General features: G+C 61.2%; 14 protein-coding genes and 1 other RNA gene. 14 read left to right on the forward strand and 1 reads right to left on the reverse strand.

Features of this window, described 5'->3' with window-relative positions; translation table 11 throughout:
• Positions 1-54: 54 nt before the first annotated feature.
• The 10 genes from moaA to ACTM86_RS06135 all read left to right on the forward strand — a co-directional run bounded on the left by moaA (position 55) and on the right by ACTM86_RS06135 (position 10017).
• The gene (moaA, locus tag ACTM86_RS06090) at positions 55-1110 is read left to right on the forward strand and encodes a GTP 3',8-cyclase MoaA (RefSeq protein ID WP_441016392.1); all 1056 of its coding nucleotides are present in this window, start codon (positions 55-57) and stop codon (positions 1108-1110) included.
• 4 nt (positions 1111-1114) lie between these two features.
• A complete protein-coding gene (mobB, locus tag ACTM86_RS06095; protein WP_441016395.1) occupies positions 1115-2419 on the forward strand; it encodes a molybdopterin-guanine dinucleotide biosynthesis protein B in 1305 nt (434 codons plus the stop codon).
• Positions 2420-2684: 265 nt separating this feature from the next.
• Positions 2685-3971, forward strand: coding sequence for an MFS transporter (locus tag ACTM86_RS06100; RefSeq protein WP_441016398.1), 1287 nt, complete (start codon positions 2685-2687; stop codon positions 3969-3971).
• A 293-nt stretch (positions 3972-4264) separates the two neighbouring features.
• Complete coding sequence (gene gatC / locus ACTM86_RS06105; protein WP_035136890.1) at positions 4265-4576, forward strand: Asp-tRNA(Asn)/Glu-tRNA(Gln) amidotransferase subunit GatC; 312 nt, start codon at positions 4265-4267, stop codon at positions 4574-4576.
• Positions 4576-6090 carry an Asp-tRNA(Asn)/Glu-tRNA(Gln) amidotransferase subunit GatA gene (gene gatA / locus ACTM86_RS06110; protein ID WP_441016401.1) on the forward strand — a complete coding sequence of 505 codons (1515 nt, stop codon included), beginning with the start codon at positions 4576-4578 and terminating at the stop codon, positions 6088-6090. The genes gatC and gatA overlap by 1 nt, the downstream gene beginning before the upstream one ends.
• Positions 6090-7766, forward strand: a complete 1677-nt coding sequence (gatB, locus tag ACTM86_RS06115; RefSeq protein WP_427795986.1) for an Asp-tRNA(Asn)/Glu-tRNA(Gln) amidotransferase subunit GatB — start codon at positions 6090-6092, stop codon at positions 7764-7766. Before gatA ends, gatB begins: the two co-directional genes overlap by 1 nt.
• Before the next feature lie 817 nt (positions 7767-8583).
• On the forward strand, positions 8584-8751 hold the full coding sequence (locus ACTM86_RS06120; protein WP_441016404.1) for a hypothetical protein: 168 nt from the start codon (positions 8584-8586) through the stop codon (positions 8749-8751).
• Positions 8752-8787: 36 nt separating this feature from the next.
• Complete coding sequence (locus tag ACTM86_RS06125; RefSeq protein ID WP_441016407.1) at positions 8788-9006, forward strand: hypothetical protein; 219 nt, start codon at positions 8788-8790, stop codon at positions 9004-9006.
• A 145-nt stretch (positions 9007-9151) separates the two neighbouring features.
• On the forward strand, positions 9152-9334 hold the full coding sequence (locus ACTM86_RS06130; protein WP_441016410.1) for a hypothetical protein: 183 nt from the start codon (positions 9152-9154) through the stop codon (positions 9332-9334).
• 167 nt (positions 9335-9501) lie between these two features.
• Complete coding sequence (locus tag ACTM86_RS06135; RefSeq protein WP_441016413.1) at positions 9502-10017, forward strand: type II toxin-antitoxin system VapC family toxin; 516 nt, start codon at positions 9502-9504, stop codon at positions 10015-10017.
• A gap of 59 nt (positions 10018-10076) precedes the next feature.
• Here the strand turns inward: ACTM86_RS06135 and ACTM86_RS06140 are convergent, their stop codons facing one another.
• Complete coding sequence (locus tag ACTM86_RS06140) at positions 10077-10511, reverse strand: hypothetical protein (protein ID WP_441016416.1); 435 nt, start codon at positions 10509-10511, stop codon at positions 10077-10079.
• Between the two features lie 239 nt (positions 10512-10750).
• On the opposite strand from ACTM86_RS06140, the gene ssrA reads away from it, so the two are divergent.
• From ssrA to rpsI, 4 genes are all read left to right on the forward strand, one after another.
• Positions 10751-11114: a transfer-messenger RNA gene (gene ssrA, locus ACTM86_RS06145) on the forward strand.
• Positions 11115-11878: 764 nt separating this feature from the next.
• The gene (locus tag ACTM86_RS06150) at positions 11879-12757 is read left to right on the forward strand and encodes a patatin-like phospholipase family protein (protein ID WP_441016419.1); all 879 of its coding nucleotides are present in this window, start codon (positions 11879-11881) and stop codon (positions 12755-12757) included.
• A 157-nt stretch (positions 12758-12914) separates the two neighbouring features.
• Positions 12915-13358, forward strand: a complete 444-nt coding sequence (gene rplM / locus ACTM86_RS06155) for a 50S ribosomal protein L13 (RefSeq protein WP_370450665.1) — start codon at positions 12915-12917, stop codon at positions 13356-13358.
• A 2-nt stretch (positions 13359-13360) separates the two neighbouring features.
• Complete coding sequence (gene rpsI / locus ACTM86_RS06160) at positions 13361-13756, forward strand: 30S ribosomal protein S9 (protein WP_022094634.1); 396 nt, start codon at positions 13361-13363, stop codon at positions 13754-13756.
• Positions 13757-13781: the final 25 nt, after the last annotated feature.

Consider the following 13781-nt stretch of genomic DNA (forward strand, 5'->3'; position numbering starts at 1 on the left):
TCGTGGGGTATTATGTTTTTCGAAGAATAAAACGCCGCGTGAGGGGAGGGCTGCGTGGACGGGCACGTGCAGCATGACGGTTTTGGCCGCGATATCAACTACCTGCGCATTGCCGTTACCGACAAGTGCAATTTCCGCTGCATTTACTGCATGCCGGCCGATGGCGTGGCGCCCCGTGCACACGACGAGTTACTCAGCGCCGAGGAAATCGCCCGCTTTGTGCGCTTGGTGGCGGGGGAGGGCATTCGCCGCGTGCGCCTGACGGGCGGCGAGCCGCTGGTCAGCCGCCGTATTATTCCGCTTATTCGCGACATCCGCGCGATCCCTCAGATCGAGGACATCTCGCTCACCACCAACGGCGCCCTGCTGCCCAAGCTGGCGCCGCAGCTCAAAGATGCCGGGCTTAACCGCGTCAACATCTCGCTCGACACGCTCGACCCTACGCTCTTTGGAAAGATCACGCGCCTGGGTCGGCTCGAGCAGACCATGGCCGGCATCGACGCGGCGCTGGCTTGGGGCTTTGAGCCTGTTAAGGTCAACTGCGTTGTTGTGCGCCGGCTCAACCAGGATGTGGCGGCCCTCGCGCGGCTCACGCTCGACCGTCCCATCCACCTGCGCTTTATCGAATATATGCCCATCGGCGACGAGCACACGAGCTCGCATTGCGCTGTGGACCCGCATGCGCCTGCGCTCAATCCCGAGCTGTGGGACGCGAGCGATACCGTGCCGAGTGACGAGCTGCGGGCGCGCATCAATGCCGGGGCCACCGCGACGGGACTGGGCGAGCTCGAGCCGCTCGACATCAACGATGCTCCTGCCGGCGCGGGCCCTGCGCGCTATTGGCGCTTTCCGGGCGCGGCGGGAACGGTTGGCTTCATTAGCGCCATGTCCAACCATTTTTGTGAGAATTGCAACCGTCTGCGCCTGACGGCCGATGGCAACGTGCGTCCGTGCCTGTTTAGCGATGCCGAGTATTCGGTGCGCGACGCCCTGCGCCGTGGTGATGATATGCAGGTACTTTCGATTTGGCGCGATGCCGTGGCCCACAAACCGCAGGAACACGCGATAATTGAGGGCACGCAACGATTTATGTCCCAAATCGGAGGATGATCATATGGCCAAGAGCAGGTACGCCGACGCCACCAAGGCCGCTCGCAGGGCCGCGATGTCTGCCCACAAAGTCACGGCCGCGGCGAATGCCGGCAACGCCGACGCGTCCGCGCAGCCGACTTCCAGCGCGGCCACCGAACCCGCCCGTGACGCACGTCGCAACGAGCTGACGCACGTGGATGCCAAGGGCGAGGTGCGCATGGTCGATGTGTCCGACAAGGCCGAGACCCATCGCATCGCCAACGCCGAGGGCACCATCCTCATGCATCCCGAGACACAGGCCATGGTGCTGAAGGACCGCGCCAAAAAGGGCGACGTGCTTGCCTGCGCGCGCGTGGCGGGCATCATGGCCATCAAACGCACGAGCGACATCATTCCCATGTGCCATCCGTTGCTCATTACCAAGAGCAAGTGCGACATTGCGCCCATCGCTCCGGCGGGGACGCCGGCCGAGGACGTGCCCGAGGGCTGGGCACCGGCGCGCGCGGACGGGCAGGTTGGCTTTCACGTACTGGTCACGGCCGGCGTGACGGGCAAGACGGGTATCGAGATGGAGGCCCTGACCGGCGCGAGTGCCGCGTGCCTAACGATCTATGACATGTGCAAGGCGGTTGATCGCGGTATGGAGATCGTCGACGTGCGCCTGCTGCACAAGGAGGGCGGCCGCTCGGGCGTGTGGGACCGCGCAGAGCGTCAGGCTGCTGCTGTTGAGGCCGTGGCCACTGACGGTGCCGCACCCGCGAGCGTACCCGTCGCCGTCGCGCCCGCAGCTCCGACACCGGCCGTCCCCGCGATCGCGTTTATCGGCTACCAAAACTCGGGCAAGACCACGCTCGTCGAGAAGGTTATCGCCGAGCTCACCCGCCGTGGTCTGCGCGTGGGTTCGCTCAAGCATCACGGGCACCACGGCTTTGATATCGACGTGCCCGCTAAGGATACCTGGCGCCATCACCAGGCCGGATCCAAGCACGTGGGCCTCATCTGCGCCACGCGCTGGGCGGAGTACGCCGACACGCGCGAGGGGGACGAGATGCCCGCGCGCGAGCTGCTGTCGCGCTACAACGATGTCGACGTGGTGATCATCGAGGGCTACAAGACCGAGGGCTTCGACAACATCGTGGTCGCGCGCTCCGGTGTCGACCGTCTGCGTGGCAAGAGCTCGCTCGACCTGGTCGACGGCCGCACGCTGGCCCTTGCCTGCAACGAAGCCCTGGCACGCCAGGCCTTCGACGCAGGCTTTGCGACCCGAGCCATCAACATCAACGACGCCCGCGCCATCTGCGACCTTATCCAAGACCATCTGGCCTAAAACCTGCCAAAAAGGGACAGGTTTATTTTGGCAGGTTCTATCTGGGCAAACGTCATTTCCACCACAAAGGGGCCAGGCACCTTTGTGGTGGTTTTTGCTTTGGTAGATTTTTGTGACTTGCCTTACAATCTACCAAGTAGTTCATGACGGGCGAAAAACGGAGAGAAGGGTCCTGATGCGTCCTTAATGTTTCATGCGGATAGATTGATTTGACAGACGGCGACGAATGTCCACCGCCCGTATTCGTATGAAACGAGGAGTCTCCGTGCTCGTATCTCTTCTCTCAAAACCTCACCCTTCGTTGTCCGCGCAGGCTAAGCACCTGGTGGCAATGCGCTTCCTCATATATACCGGCTTTCAGACCAGCTACTTCATCGGCGTCATCGGAACACTCACCTATGCAGACGATGCCTCGGTCGTGGCGACATCGCTGGCCGTCCTGTTTATGAACGTCTTCGTGATCCTGGGATCCTTTGCGGGTGGAGCGGCGCTTGACGCTTGGGGTCCGTGCCGGCATTTCCGGGCGAGTATCTTCGGCACGTTGGCAACCGGCGCGGCAATCCTCGCCTTTGGCAGCGCGACCGGAACAGTCCTTGCCGGCGCGGTGCTCCTGGGCTTTGTGATAGGATTCGCCCAGCCCGTCGCCACGTCCTATCCGGCGTATCTCACCGACGACCCCGTCGAGCTCAAAGGCATCAACTCCGCCATCGCCATGCTCTCCAACGTGAGCATTATCGTCGGCCCCACGCTGGGCGGCTTTGTCGCGGCGGCCGCATCGTCACGCGCGGTGTTTTTGCTCATGATGATCTTTACCGTACTGGCGCTCGTCGCCGGTTGGGGCTTTAGGCCGCAAGCAGGTCGCGTCGCCGCGCGCGAAAGTGCTCCCGCGGATAGCAGCACAACGGCAAGTACTGCCATTCAAAGCTCCGACTCCAATAAATCCACCCGCGTCACCTTCGTGACCAGCATCAAGACAGTCTTTACCAACAGCGTCCTCGCCCTGCTGTTCTGCATTATTTTCCTTTCGAACTTTGGCTATGGCGCCTTCGATCCGCTGGAGTCATTCTTCTACCGTGATGTTCTGCATGTCGGTGTCGAGTGGATGGGCTGGCTCTCGTCTGCCTGCGGCGTGGGCGCGGTGCTGGGCGCCGTGGTCGCGCTCCGCTTGCCGCCGCACCTGGTCAACCTTAAGACGCTGCTTGTGGCGCTTCTGTCCGTGGGCCTGGGAAGTTTGCTCTATGTGGGGACACCGTACGTGGGCGTAGCCCTCGTCGGCCAGATTGCCCTGGGCGTGGCCTGGGGCATCGTCAACCCGCTCCACAACACGATCGTGCAAACGACGGCCCCGCTCGAGCAGCTCGGTCGCGTCAACTCGGTCATGGGCTTTGGCAACATGTTCGCCGGCGTGGCGCCGCTGGCGATTGCCCCGTGGCTGGCGGCGACGTTTGGCGTGCAGCAGACGCTCATCGGGGCGGGTATGGTCGTGACGGCGGTTCCCGCGGCACTGCTGCTGTTTGGACGCCGGCATTTGGATCGTGCCGCAAAGCAGTAAATACCATCACAACATTCGATGAAAATCGCGATTTTGCCGAATAACGTCGAATGTTGTGATGGTTTGCGCCCCGGGTCACGCCATCCTGCGGATCCGGCCGCCACAAAGGGGCCAGGCACCTTTGTGGTGGTTTTCGCTATGGACGGTGCGGTTTCGCTGCAGAACCGCCGGCCCGCCGCCTGCCAACCGCCACCCTCGTTACGTTTTCGCTGCATTTGGGTAAAGCGCCTGCTCCAAGCCGGCGTTGCCTTGTATACTAGAGCGGTTTAACTGTTATGCGGAAGGGAGCGCCTATGGCACTCAGCGAGAAAGACGTGCGCGGTATCGCCGAGTACGCAAAGATCGCACTGACCGATGACGAGCTCGCCCAGATGACGTCCTACATGAACGATGCCGTCCAGATGCTCGAGCCCGTCTTGCAATATGACTTGCCCGACGTGGAGCCCACGTTCCATCCCATCGGAAGCCTGTCCAACGTGATGGGTGATGACCTGCGCGAGCCCGAGCGCGACCTGCCGCTCGACGTCGCGCTCGAAAACGCCGGCAGCGCGCGCGACCGCTACTTCCGCGTGCCGTCCATTTTGGGAGAGGGGGAGAGCGAGTAATGGCGCAGAGCTTCGATTCCCTTACCGCTGTCCAGATTGCCACGGGCGTTGCCGCTGGCGACTTTACCGCTACCGAGGTGGCCCAGGCCTCCCTTGCCGCCATCGAGGCGCGCGAGGGCGGGGTCCAGGCATTCCTGCAGGTGGCGCCCGAGCTTGCGCTCGAGGCCGCCGCGCGCGTGGATGCCGATCGTGCCGCAGGCAAGCCGCTGCCCCCGCTCGCGGGCGTGCCGCTGGCCATCAAGGACAACATGAACCTTGTGGGCACGCGCACCACCTGCGCTTCCCGCATGCTCGAGAACTACGAGAGCGTCTACACCGCCACCTGCGTCCAGCGCATGCTCGATGCCGGCTGCCTGCCCATGGGCAAGGCCAACATGGACGAGTTTGCCTTTGGCAGCTCCACCGAGAGCTCGGCGTTCCACCGCACCAACAACCCCTGGGATACCGAGCGCGTGCCCGGCGGCTCCTCGGGCGGCTCCGCTGCCGCCGTCGCCGCGGGCGAGGTCGCGCTCTCGCTGGGCTCGGATACCGGCGGCTCCATTCGCCAGCCGGCGTCGCTGTGCGGCGTGGTGGGCTTTAAGCCCACATATGGCGCCGTGAGCCGTTACGGCGTGGTCGCCTTTGGCTCGTCGCTCGACCAGGTGGGCCCCTTCGGCCGCACGGTCGAGGATGTCGCGCTGGCCATGAACGCGCTTACCGGCGCGGGCCACGATCCCTACGACTGCACCAGCCAGGATTGCGCCGTCGATTTTACCGAGCATCTCAACGATAGCATCGAGGGTAAGCGCGTGGGCATCATCCCCGCGTTTATGGAGGCCGAGGGCCTGACGTCCGAGGTCAAGGCCGCTGTTCAGCGCGCCGCCCAGGAGCTGCAGAACCAGGGCGCCGAGCTGGTCGAGGTCGACCTGCCGCACCTGGATGCCGCCATCGCCGCCTACTACGTCATCGGCCCGGCCGAGGCGTTCTCCAACCTGGCCCGCTTCGACGGTATTCGCTACGGCTATCAGGAGGAGGGCTGCGCCAACCTGTCCGACCAGAGCTCGCTGTCGCGCGCCCACGGCTTTGGCGCCGAGGCCAAGCGCCGTCAGATGCTCGGCGCCTACCTGCTGAGCTCGGGCGTGTACGACAAGTATTACTACGCTGCGCAAAAGGCCCGCACGCTCATCACGCAGGACTACGACACCGCGTATGCCAAGGTGGACACCATCCTCATGCCCGCCTCGCCGCGCACGGCCTTTAAGTTTGGCGAGATCAGCGACCCCACGCAGATGTACCTCTCCGACCTGTACACCATCTCGCTCAACATTTGCGGCAACGGTGGTATCTCGGTGCCGCTGGGCTTGGGCGAGGATACTCAGCTGCCCGTTTCTGCCCAGCTGGTGGGTCCGGCGTTTAAGGACCGTCAGCTGCTCACGTTTGCCCGCGCCCTGGAGCGCGGCTTTGCCGATGCCGCCACGGGTGCGCCCGCGCTTTCCGTCGCACCCGATTTTGCCGGGAAGGGAGGCGAGCTGTAATGAAGGAGCTTTCCGAGGTCCTGCAGGATTGGGAGGCCGTGATCGGCCTGGAGATTCATACCGAGCTCACCGCACTCGATACCAAGATGTTCTGCAACTGCAAGCTCAGCCACGATGACGAGCCCAACGCCAACGTGTGTCCGGTGTGCTTGGGCCTGCCCGGCGCCCTGCCGGTGCCCAACAAGCGCGCCATCGAGAGCATCGTTAAGGCCGGCCTCGCCACCAACTGCGAGATCCAGCGCCACTCGATGTTCTACCGCAAGCACTACTTCTATCCCGATATGGCCAAGAACTTCCAGACCACGCAGGGTCCGGTCGCCTTTGCCATGTACGGTCACCTGGACCTGGACGTGACTGGTCGCGGCGCTGCAGAGCGCCCCGATTGTGCGTTTGGCGAGGCCGAGGCCCAGAGCCTGGCGAGCGCCTCGGCCAACGCCGAGGGCCTGTCCACGTCCATGACGTCGACCATGCGCGAGGGCAATCAGCGTGCCGGCCATCTGGCCAGCTATGACGCGTCCAACCTGCAGATGCCCGAGCGTCGCGAGGACGGTTCCTACACGGTGCCCATCCGCATTCTGCGCATCCACATGGAGGAGGACGCTGCCAAGATGGTGCACGTGGGCGGTGCCGAGGGCCGCATTACCGCCGCCGCCGAGTCGCTCGTCGACTACAACCGCTGCGGCACGCCTTTGATCGAGCTCGTCACCGAGCCCGACTTGCGTACGCCTGAGGAGGCTCGCCTGTTTATGGAAAAGCTCCGTCGCATCTTTGTGACGCTGGGCATTTCGGACTGCTCCATGGAGAAGGGTTCTATGCGCTGCGACGGCAACGTGTCGCTGCGCCGTCGCGGCGAGACCAAGCTGGGTACCAAAACCGAGCTTAAGAACCTCAACTCGTTTAAGAGCCTGCACGACGGCCTTGCCTACGAGATTTGCCGCCAGGCCGAGGTGCTCGAGGAGGGCGGCATTATCTATCAGGAGACCCGCCACTGGGAGCCCAGCCGCAAGCGCACCGTGGTCATGCGTGTGAAGGAGACGGCCGACGACTATCGTCTGTTCCCCGACCCCGACTTGGCGCCGTTCGATCTGGACGACGAGTTCATCGATCGCTGCCGAGGTGAGATTCCCGAGCTGCCCGATGCCAAGCGCGCCCGTTTTGAGGCCGATTTTGGCATTAAGGCGGCCGATGCCGAGCAAATCGCCGGTGACCCGGAGTTTGCCGAGTTCTTTGAGGCCTCCGCTGCCGGTATGGCTGGCAAGGAGGCCCAGACGGTTGCAAACTTGCTGGTGAACGAGATGATCGCCTACCTTAAGGGCGCGGGCGTGTCGCTCGTCGAGTCCGGCATCGCGCCGGCTCAGGTGGCAGCGCTTGCCAAGCTGCTGGCGACCGATGCCATCAGCTCCAACCAGGCTCACGAGGTCTTTGAGGCCATGGCCCAGACCGGCGACGACCCCAACAAGATCGTCGACGAGCGCGGTATGCGTCAGGTGAGCGATGCCGGCGCGCTGCAGCCGATTGTGGACGAGGTACTGGCAAACTGTGCCGAGCAGGCACAGCAGTATCGTGACGGCAACCAGAAGGTCATCGGCTTTTTGGTGGGCCAGTGCATGAAGGCGAGCCGCGGCAAGGGCAACCCGAAGCTCTTCAACGAGTTGCTGAGAACGTCGCTCTCGTAAACGGGAACCGAGAGGCCGGGCGCAGGGCCTTGCCTCTCAATTTCGGACAGTCCTGACTCACGACGGAGGCGCCACTGGCGCCTCCTGTTCGTGCGGAACTCATTGAGAGGCAAGGCCCTGCGCCCGGCCCCTCGGTTCCGTGGCGACTCGGCCGTTCTGGTCAGTCGGGCTGAATGGAAATAGAGTGAATGGGCGCGCCGTTGGCGCGCCCATTGTTTTTGAAGGTAACTCATTTTGAGCAAGCGCCCGCCCTGCCGGGCTCCCGGGTTCCGTGGCGACTCGGCCGTTCTGGTCAGTCGGGGCTAAATGGAATTTGGTGAATGAGGGTGCCGTTGGCACCCTCATTTTTTTGTGGATGTGGCGCAGGGACGGTCCCTTGGTCACATTTTTGGGCTGTGGAAAGCGAAGCTTAATACTTTTCCCGAGAAGTGAACGACCTTATTTGGACCTCTGAAGCATCGACACTATTTGGACGCTGTTTCCTGCGGTTTTGCCGAGTTTTCCCTGCGGTTTTGTTACTAAAAAATGCGGATGCTTCAGGGGTCCGATTTTGCTCGTTCACTTCTCGGGAAAAGTATTAGACCTCGATTTGCTGGGACGGGGGAGAGTCTTTCTTGGATGCCGGAGATGTACGTTGCGGCAGACGGATTGTCGAAAGTCGGCCGGTCTGCACCCTAAGATTTCCAGAAAGTTAACCATTTTTGACCTTAATAGTTAGTCACACTTAACTTTTATCCAAAAGTGTGCTCATGCAAACTTATTCACTTGGGTGCTGAGGCACCGTGCCGTGTCCAATGCGGCAAAAGGGAGAAGCAACATGAAGAAGCCGACGTTTAACACCCTGCTTGTCGGTGGCGGTTTTCTGCTTGGTACGGCTGGCATCAAGCTGCTCGCCAGCGCTCCGGTAAAGAATGCCTGCGTGCAGGGCATTGCGTGCGGCATGCTGCCGTCGAGTACATCGTGGCGCACGGCATCACTTCGTTAATCGAAGGGCGTCGCGCCATCATCGGTTCCGCGCACTTTGACCGATACGGATCTTGCTGCGATCGTGCGCCTGCGCCGTATGAGCCAGGGCCTCGTTGATCGTCTGACGAGCTCCTACTCTAAGGTGATGCTCACCAACTCGGCGCTCTTGGCACTGGGCAGTACCGGCGCGATTGCCTCGCAGGCATCGTCGCTGCTGCACAACGGCTCGACGATCGCCTACAGCCCGAGCAACGCGAAGGCTTACCTGCGTTAGCAGACGTGTTTGCCCACGTTATCTGGCCTGCGCCCAGACGGCATCGGTGTCGTCCGGGCGCAGGCCTTTTGCATCTGACCTCAATTGATAGCGTCTCTATATAGTGTTGCTATCGAGGATAGCAATTGAAGGGAGCGAGAGCGCCGTGGGTGCTGCTAGCGGCATGGCGCAGGTGAACGTTTGCGTGGATCGCCAGGTCAAGAACCGTGCCGAGGAGGCGCTGCGGCTTTCGGGCGGGTCACTGACCGAGCTCATCAAAAAGGTGGTGGCCAAGGTAGCGCAGGGTGGCGGTTCGTGCGAAGAGGTGTTGTCGGCCGTTGAAGACTAACTGCCTAGTGCTGGTGCCACCTCGCCGCTTGTCGCATCATGGGCGGCGGCGGATCAGCTTTACGCGGACCTGGGCATCGATACATCATCTGCGTCTGATGACCGCAGCTGGGACATAGTCTATCCCGAAGCCATGGATGAGCATTATCGCCAAAAGGGGATGATCCTGTGAGCGGAGGCCCTCTTAAGATCATGGTGGACGCCAACGTATGGGTCGATTCGTTTTGCGCCGACCATAGCGAGTCGCTTGCCGCGCGTGCGTTTATTGGGCAGGCGACGGAGGCGGGGGCATTGCTGTTCTTTCCGGTGCATATCGCCAAGGACGTGCTGTACGTTGTCCAACACGAGCTGAAGCGTAGCGTTCTTGCCGGCGGGGGAGCGCTCGACGAGGCATCTGTCCGTGCAATTGGCGATGCGGCGTTGGCGTTTGTTCGGAACGTGACCGAAAACGCCACGGCCGTGGGTGCAGATGCATCGGACCTTTGGCTGGCCGACAAATACTTAGCGCTCCATCGCGATTACGAGGACAACTTGGTGCTCGCCGCGTGCAAGCGCGCGCAGATCGATTACTTGGTGACCAACAATCGCAAGCTGCTCGAACATGCCGATCTTGCAGCAAAGACCCCGCGCCAAATGATGCCGATTCTAGCTTTGGCCGAACGTGGTGGCGCGGCTATCGGTTAGCGCGAACTGTTTGCGTGGCCTTCGGAACGTCGGCGCTCAGAAGGCCACGCATCCTTTAATTACAAAAGCGCTGCCTTGATGACGGGAGCTTCGACGAGCTTCTCGGCGGCCTTTTCGTCGGAATCGTTTAGTGCTGCTAGACTGCGGTAGACCCACTCGTTGACCTGGGTGTTCTTGACGCCTGCGGTCTGCATAAGGGCGCCTACCTCGCGGATTGCTGCAAGCAGATCGGCTTTGGGACCCGCGAGCTCGACCTCGATGCCGTGGTAGGCGGCCACGCCGCGGTTCTCGCTCACGTGGTCGATAAAGCCCGCGACGGTCTCAAACTGCTGGGCGAGAGCTGCATCATCGTCAGCGTCCAGCGCAACAAGGGCGTTCGATACCGTGAGGGCGGGATGTCCACAGGGGACAAAGCCTTCGATGACATCCATGGCTTCGGTAATGGTTGAGCCCAGGCCTGCGAGGGCATTGATGAGTTGCTGCTTGGTATCCATAACGGTCCTTTCGACGGGTCAATTTTGCTTGGCGAAAATATACGTGACGCGTTCAGTGGCAAAAATGCGAAGTATGGCGCACATTAGGGTCTTCACAGCTCGTGCATAGAGCAGGTGTCTGCCTTTAGAACGTGGTAAGATAGCTATCCACGAGCGGGGTTTACCCCGCGTGTTCCTTGAAAAGTCGACGGTTATCGGGTGTTTGCAGGCCCGATACCATCCAGACTTTCCCAACATTCGGGGGCGACTGGTTTCGACACGATAGCTCTGAGAGAGGAAGCAAGCCGAGGTCTCCTCGCCTCGTTAAACAGGGGTACCGTCAAATTGAATTGACAACAACTCTTCTTTTGAGCCTATGGCTCTCGCTGCTTAGTTTATAGCGGCGCGTCAACCCGGTGATTTCCCCGACACCGGCGCGACGTCATGTTAGGGGAATGCTCCCGCGCACGTAATCGGTATGGCGCGGGCTAAGACCGAACCGGTTGGGATGCCGCGAGCGTGTCGCTGCGCGCAAAGCGTCCGAGACTAAACCAGCGACTGAGCTTGGAGATGCCAATCAGGGGGCTTTCGTGGACCGGAGTTCGATTCTCCGCGCCTCCACCAATAGCTACAGGCAGGTAGGTAAACGCACCTACCTGCTTTTTTATTACTTATAGATACCGCGGAGAATCGAACTCTATGCAGGGCGCGGGCGTAAAGAAAACGCGTAAGCGTTTTTAGCCCGCGGGCGAGGACGCCGGCAGGCGGCCGAAGCCGGTGCGGATTTGCGAAGCAAATACGCGGATTCTCCGCGCAAAGCCTCGACTTCATATGGATGCGATGTTATCGAATCTCAGCCTGCCATGCGCCGCATCAACGGAACCCCAAACCCGCGGAGAATCGAACTCTATGCAGGGCGCGGGCGTAAAGAAAACGCGTAAGCGTTTTTAGCCCGCGGGCGAGGACACCGGCAGGCGGCCGAAGCCGGTGCTGATTTGCGAAGCAAATACGCGGATTCTCCGCGCAAAGCCTCTACAAGGTGGAGTAGTCAATTTGGGACGGGGCTATTTTAGCTACTCCTATAAGCCAGTCGATATTAGTTCCGGTCCCCAATAATTCGTCGACAGTCAAAGGGCAGCTAAAATAGCCCCGTCCCAAATTGACTACTCACGTTGACGCCTCAAGCGGAAGTTGCATCCCAGAATCTACGCTCAGAATGGGATGCATTTTCCGGATGGGTTGTTGGCGGAAAGTCCATCCCGGAATCGCCCCCCAGAACGGGACGCGCTTTCCGCCAGCCGCCCCGTCCTACTCAACTCCAAAACCCATGCGCTCGCCATCTCAAAACTGGGTAGAAGAAGGCCAAAACGAAACAGTAGGAGGTCAACATGACGGCAGAAGATAAGGCAAAGAACGCCGGCAAGGTCGCGCTCGTCTTGGAGGGCGGCAGTTTTCGCGGGCAGTTTACCGCGGGTGTGCTCGACGTCCTCATGGAAGCCGGCGTCGAGATTCCGGCAGTATATGGCGTATCGGCCGGCGCCCTCAACGGCGTGAACTACAAGTCGCACCAGATCGGCCGTGCCAACCGCATCAACCTGACTTTCTGCAACGACAACCGCTTCATGGGTGCCGCATCGTTTGCGTCCACGGGCTCCATCGTGGGTTACGACTTCATCTTCAACGATGTCCAGGACCGCTTGGATCCCTTTGATAACGAGGCATTCGACGCGAGCCCCATCGAGATGTACGCCGTCGCGACGGACATGCTCTTTGGAACCGCTGCATACCTGCCGGTCAAAAGCGCCGTGCTCGACCTCGATGCCGTGCGCGCCTCGACGTCGCTGCCGCTGGTGACGCCGCCGGTCGAGATCGACGGGCACAAATACGTCGACGGCGGCGTAGCCGATTCGGTCCCCATCGAGCACGTGCTGGAGGAGGCCGGCTTCGATCGCGCGGTTGTCATTGTCACGCAGGACCGCTCGTACGAGAAAAAGCCCTACGAGTTTATGCCTGCCGCACGCGCCCGCTATGCCGACTACCCCTATCTGCTCGAGGCTATTGAGACGCGCCACGACCGCTATAACATCCAGCGCATGCATCTGTGGAAGTATGAGCGCGAGGGCCGCGCGCTGGTCGTTGCCCCGCAAAAGCCTGTCGAGGTCGGTCACGTCGAGCACGATCCGACAAAGCTTCTCGACCTGTATATTCAGGGTCGTCAGGAGGCAAAGCGTCTGCTAAGTGATATCGAGGCATTTGTCGAGCGCTAGCGTCGCGACATCATTACCGATGGACGACATGTGCAGAAAGTCTGGTCAGAGCCAAAATACCTGTTGACTCGGGCGACGGGCGGGGTAATATAGACGGGTTACTTGCAGAGCCCCGTGAATCTCTGTAACAACACGTACTGTACATGGAGGAGTCTAAGTGATTTCGAAATCGACTCACTACGCCAAGCAGGGCGAGGTCCAGCGCAACTGGGTTCTCGTCGACGCCGATGGTGCTGTCCTGGGCCGTCTTGCCACCCAGATCGCAATGATCCTGCGCGGTAAGAACAAGCCCCAGTTCACGCCCAACAGCGACTGCGGCGACTTCGTTGTCGTCATCAACGCCGATAAGGTCCAGCTTACCGGTAACAAGGCCGACACGAAGACCTATTATCGCCACAGCGGCTACAACGGCGGCCTCAAGGCTGAGAGCTTCCACCAGGCTATGGAGAAGCACCCGGAGAAGGTCATCGAGCGCGCCGTTCGCGGCATGCTGCCCAAGACCACCCTCGGCCGTGCCCAGATGACCAAGCTTAAGGTCTACGCTGGTGCCGAGCATCCGCATGCTGCCCAGAACCCCACGAAGATTGAGCTGGAGGCTTAAAGATGGCTGAGAACACCGTTGTCTACCAGGGTACCGGCCGTCGTAAGAACGCCGTCGCCCGCGTCCGTCTCGTCCCCGGCACCGGCAAGGTGACCATCAACAAGCGTGACGCCGAGCAGTATTTCGGCCGTCATCAGCTCGTTGAGAACGCCCTTGCTCCCTTCAAGGTGACCGATACCGCCGGTCAGTTCGACGTTATCGCTCTGTGCGATGGCGGCGGCATCTCCGGTCAGTCCGGCGCTCTGCGCCTGGGCATCGCTCGCGCTCTTCTGAACGCTGGCGACTACCGTGCTGACCTCAAGAAGGCCGGTTTCCTTACGCGCGATGCTCGCGTGGTCGAGCGCAAGAAGTACGGCCTCAAGAAGGCCCGCCGCGCTCCCCAGTTCTCCAAGCGTTAAGGTTTTTCTCCTTACGAGATACAAT

The organism is Collinsella sp. HCP3S3_E11, assembly GCF_052067375.1.
Taxonomy (GTDB): Bacteria; Actinomycetota; Coriobacteriia; order Coriobacteriales; family Coriobacteriaceae; genus Collinsella.

Bases quoted from the DNA above. Each gene is read 5' to 3' on its own strand.
- mobB (WP_441016395.1), top strand. From the start codon at position 1,115: ATGGCCAAGAGCAGGTACGCCGACGCCACCAAGGCCGCTCGCAGGGCC.
- gatC (WP_035136890.1), top strand. From the start codon at position 4,265: ATGGCACTCAGCGAGAAAGACGTGCGCGGTATCGCCGAGTACGCAAAG.
- gatA (WP_441016401.1), top strand. From the start codon at position 4,576: ATGGCGCAGAGCTTCGATTCCCTTACCGCTGTCCAGATTGCCACGGGC.
- gatB (WP_427795986.1), top strand. From the start codon at position 6,090: ATGAAGGAGCTTTCCGAGGTCCTGCAGGATTGGGAGGCCGTGATCGGC.
- ACTM86_RS06120 (WP_441016404.1), top strand. From the start codon at position 8,584: ATGAAGAAGCCGACGTTTAACACCCTGCTTGTCGGTGGCGGTTTTCTG.
- ACTM86_RS06140 (WP_441016416.1), bottom strand. From the start codon at position 10,511: ATGGATACCAAGCAGCAACTCATCAATGCCCTCGCAGGCCTGGGCTCA.
- ACTM86_RS06150 (WP_441016419.1), top strand. From the start codon at position 11,879: ATGACGGCAGAAGATAAGGCAAAGAACGCCGGCAAGGTCGCGCTCGTC.
- rpsI (WP_022094634.1), top strand. From the start codon at position 13,361: ATGGCTGAGAACACCGTTGTCTACCAGGGTACCGGCCGTCGTAAGAAC.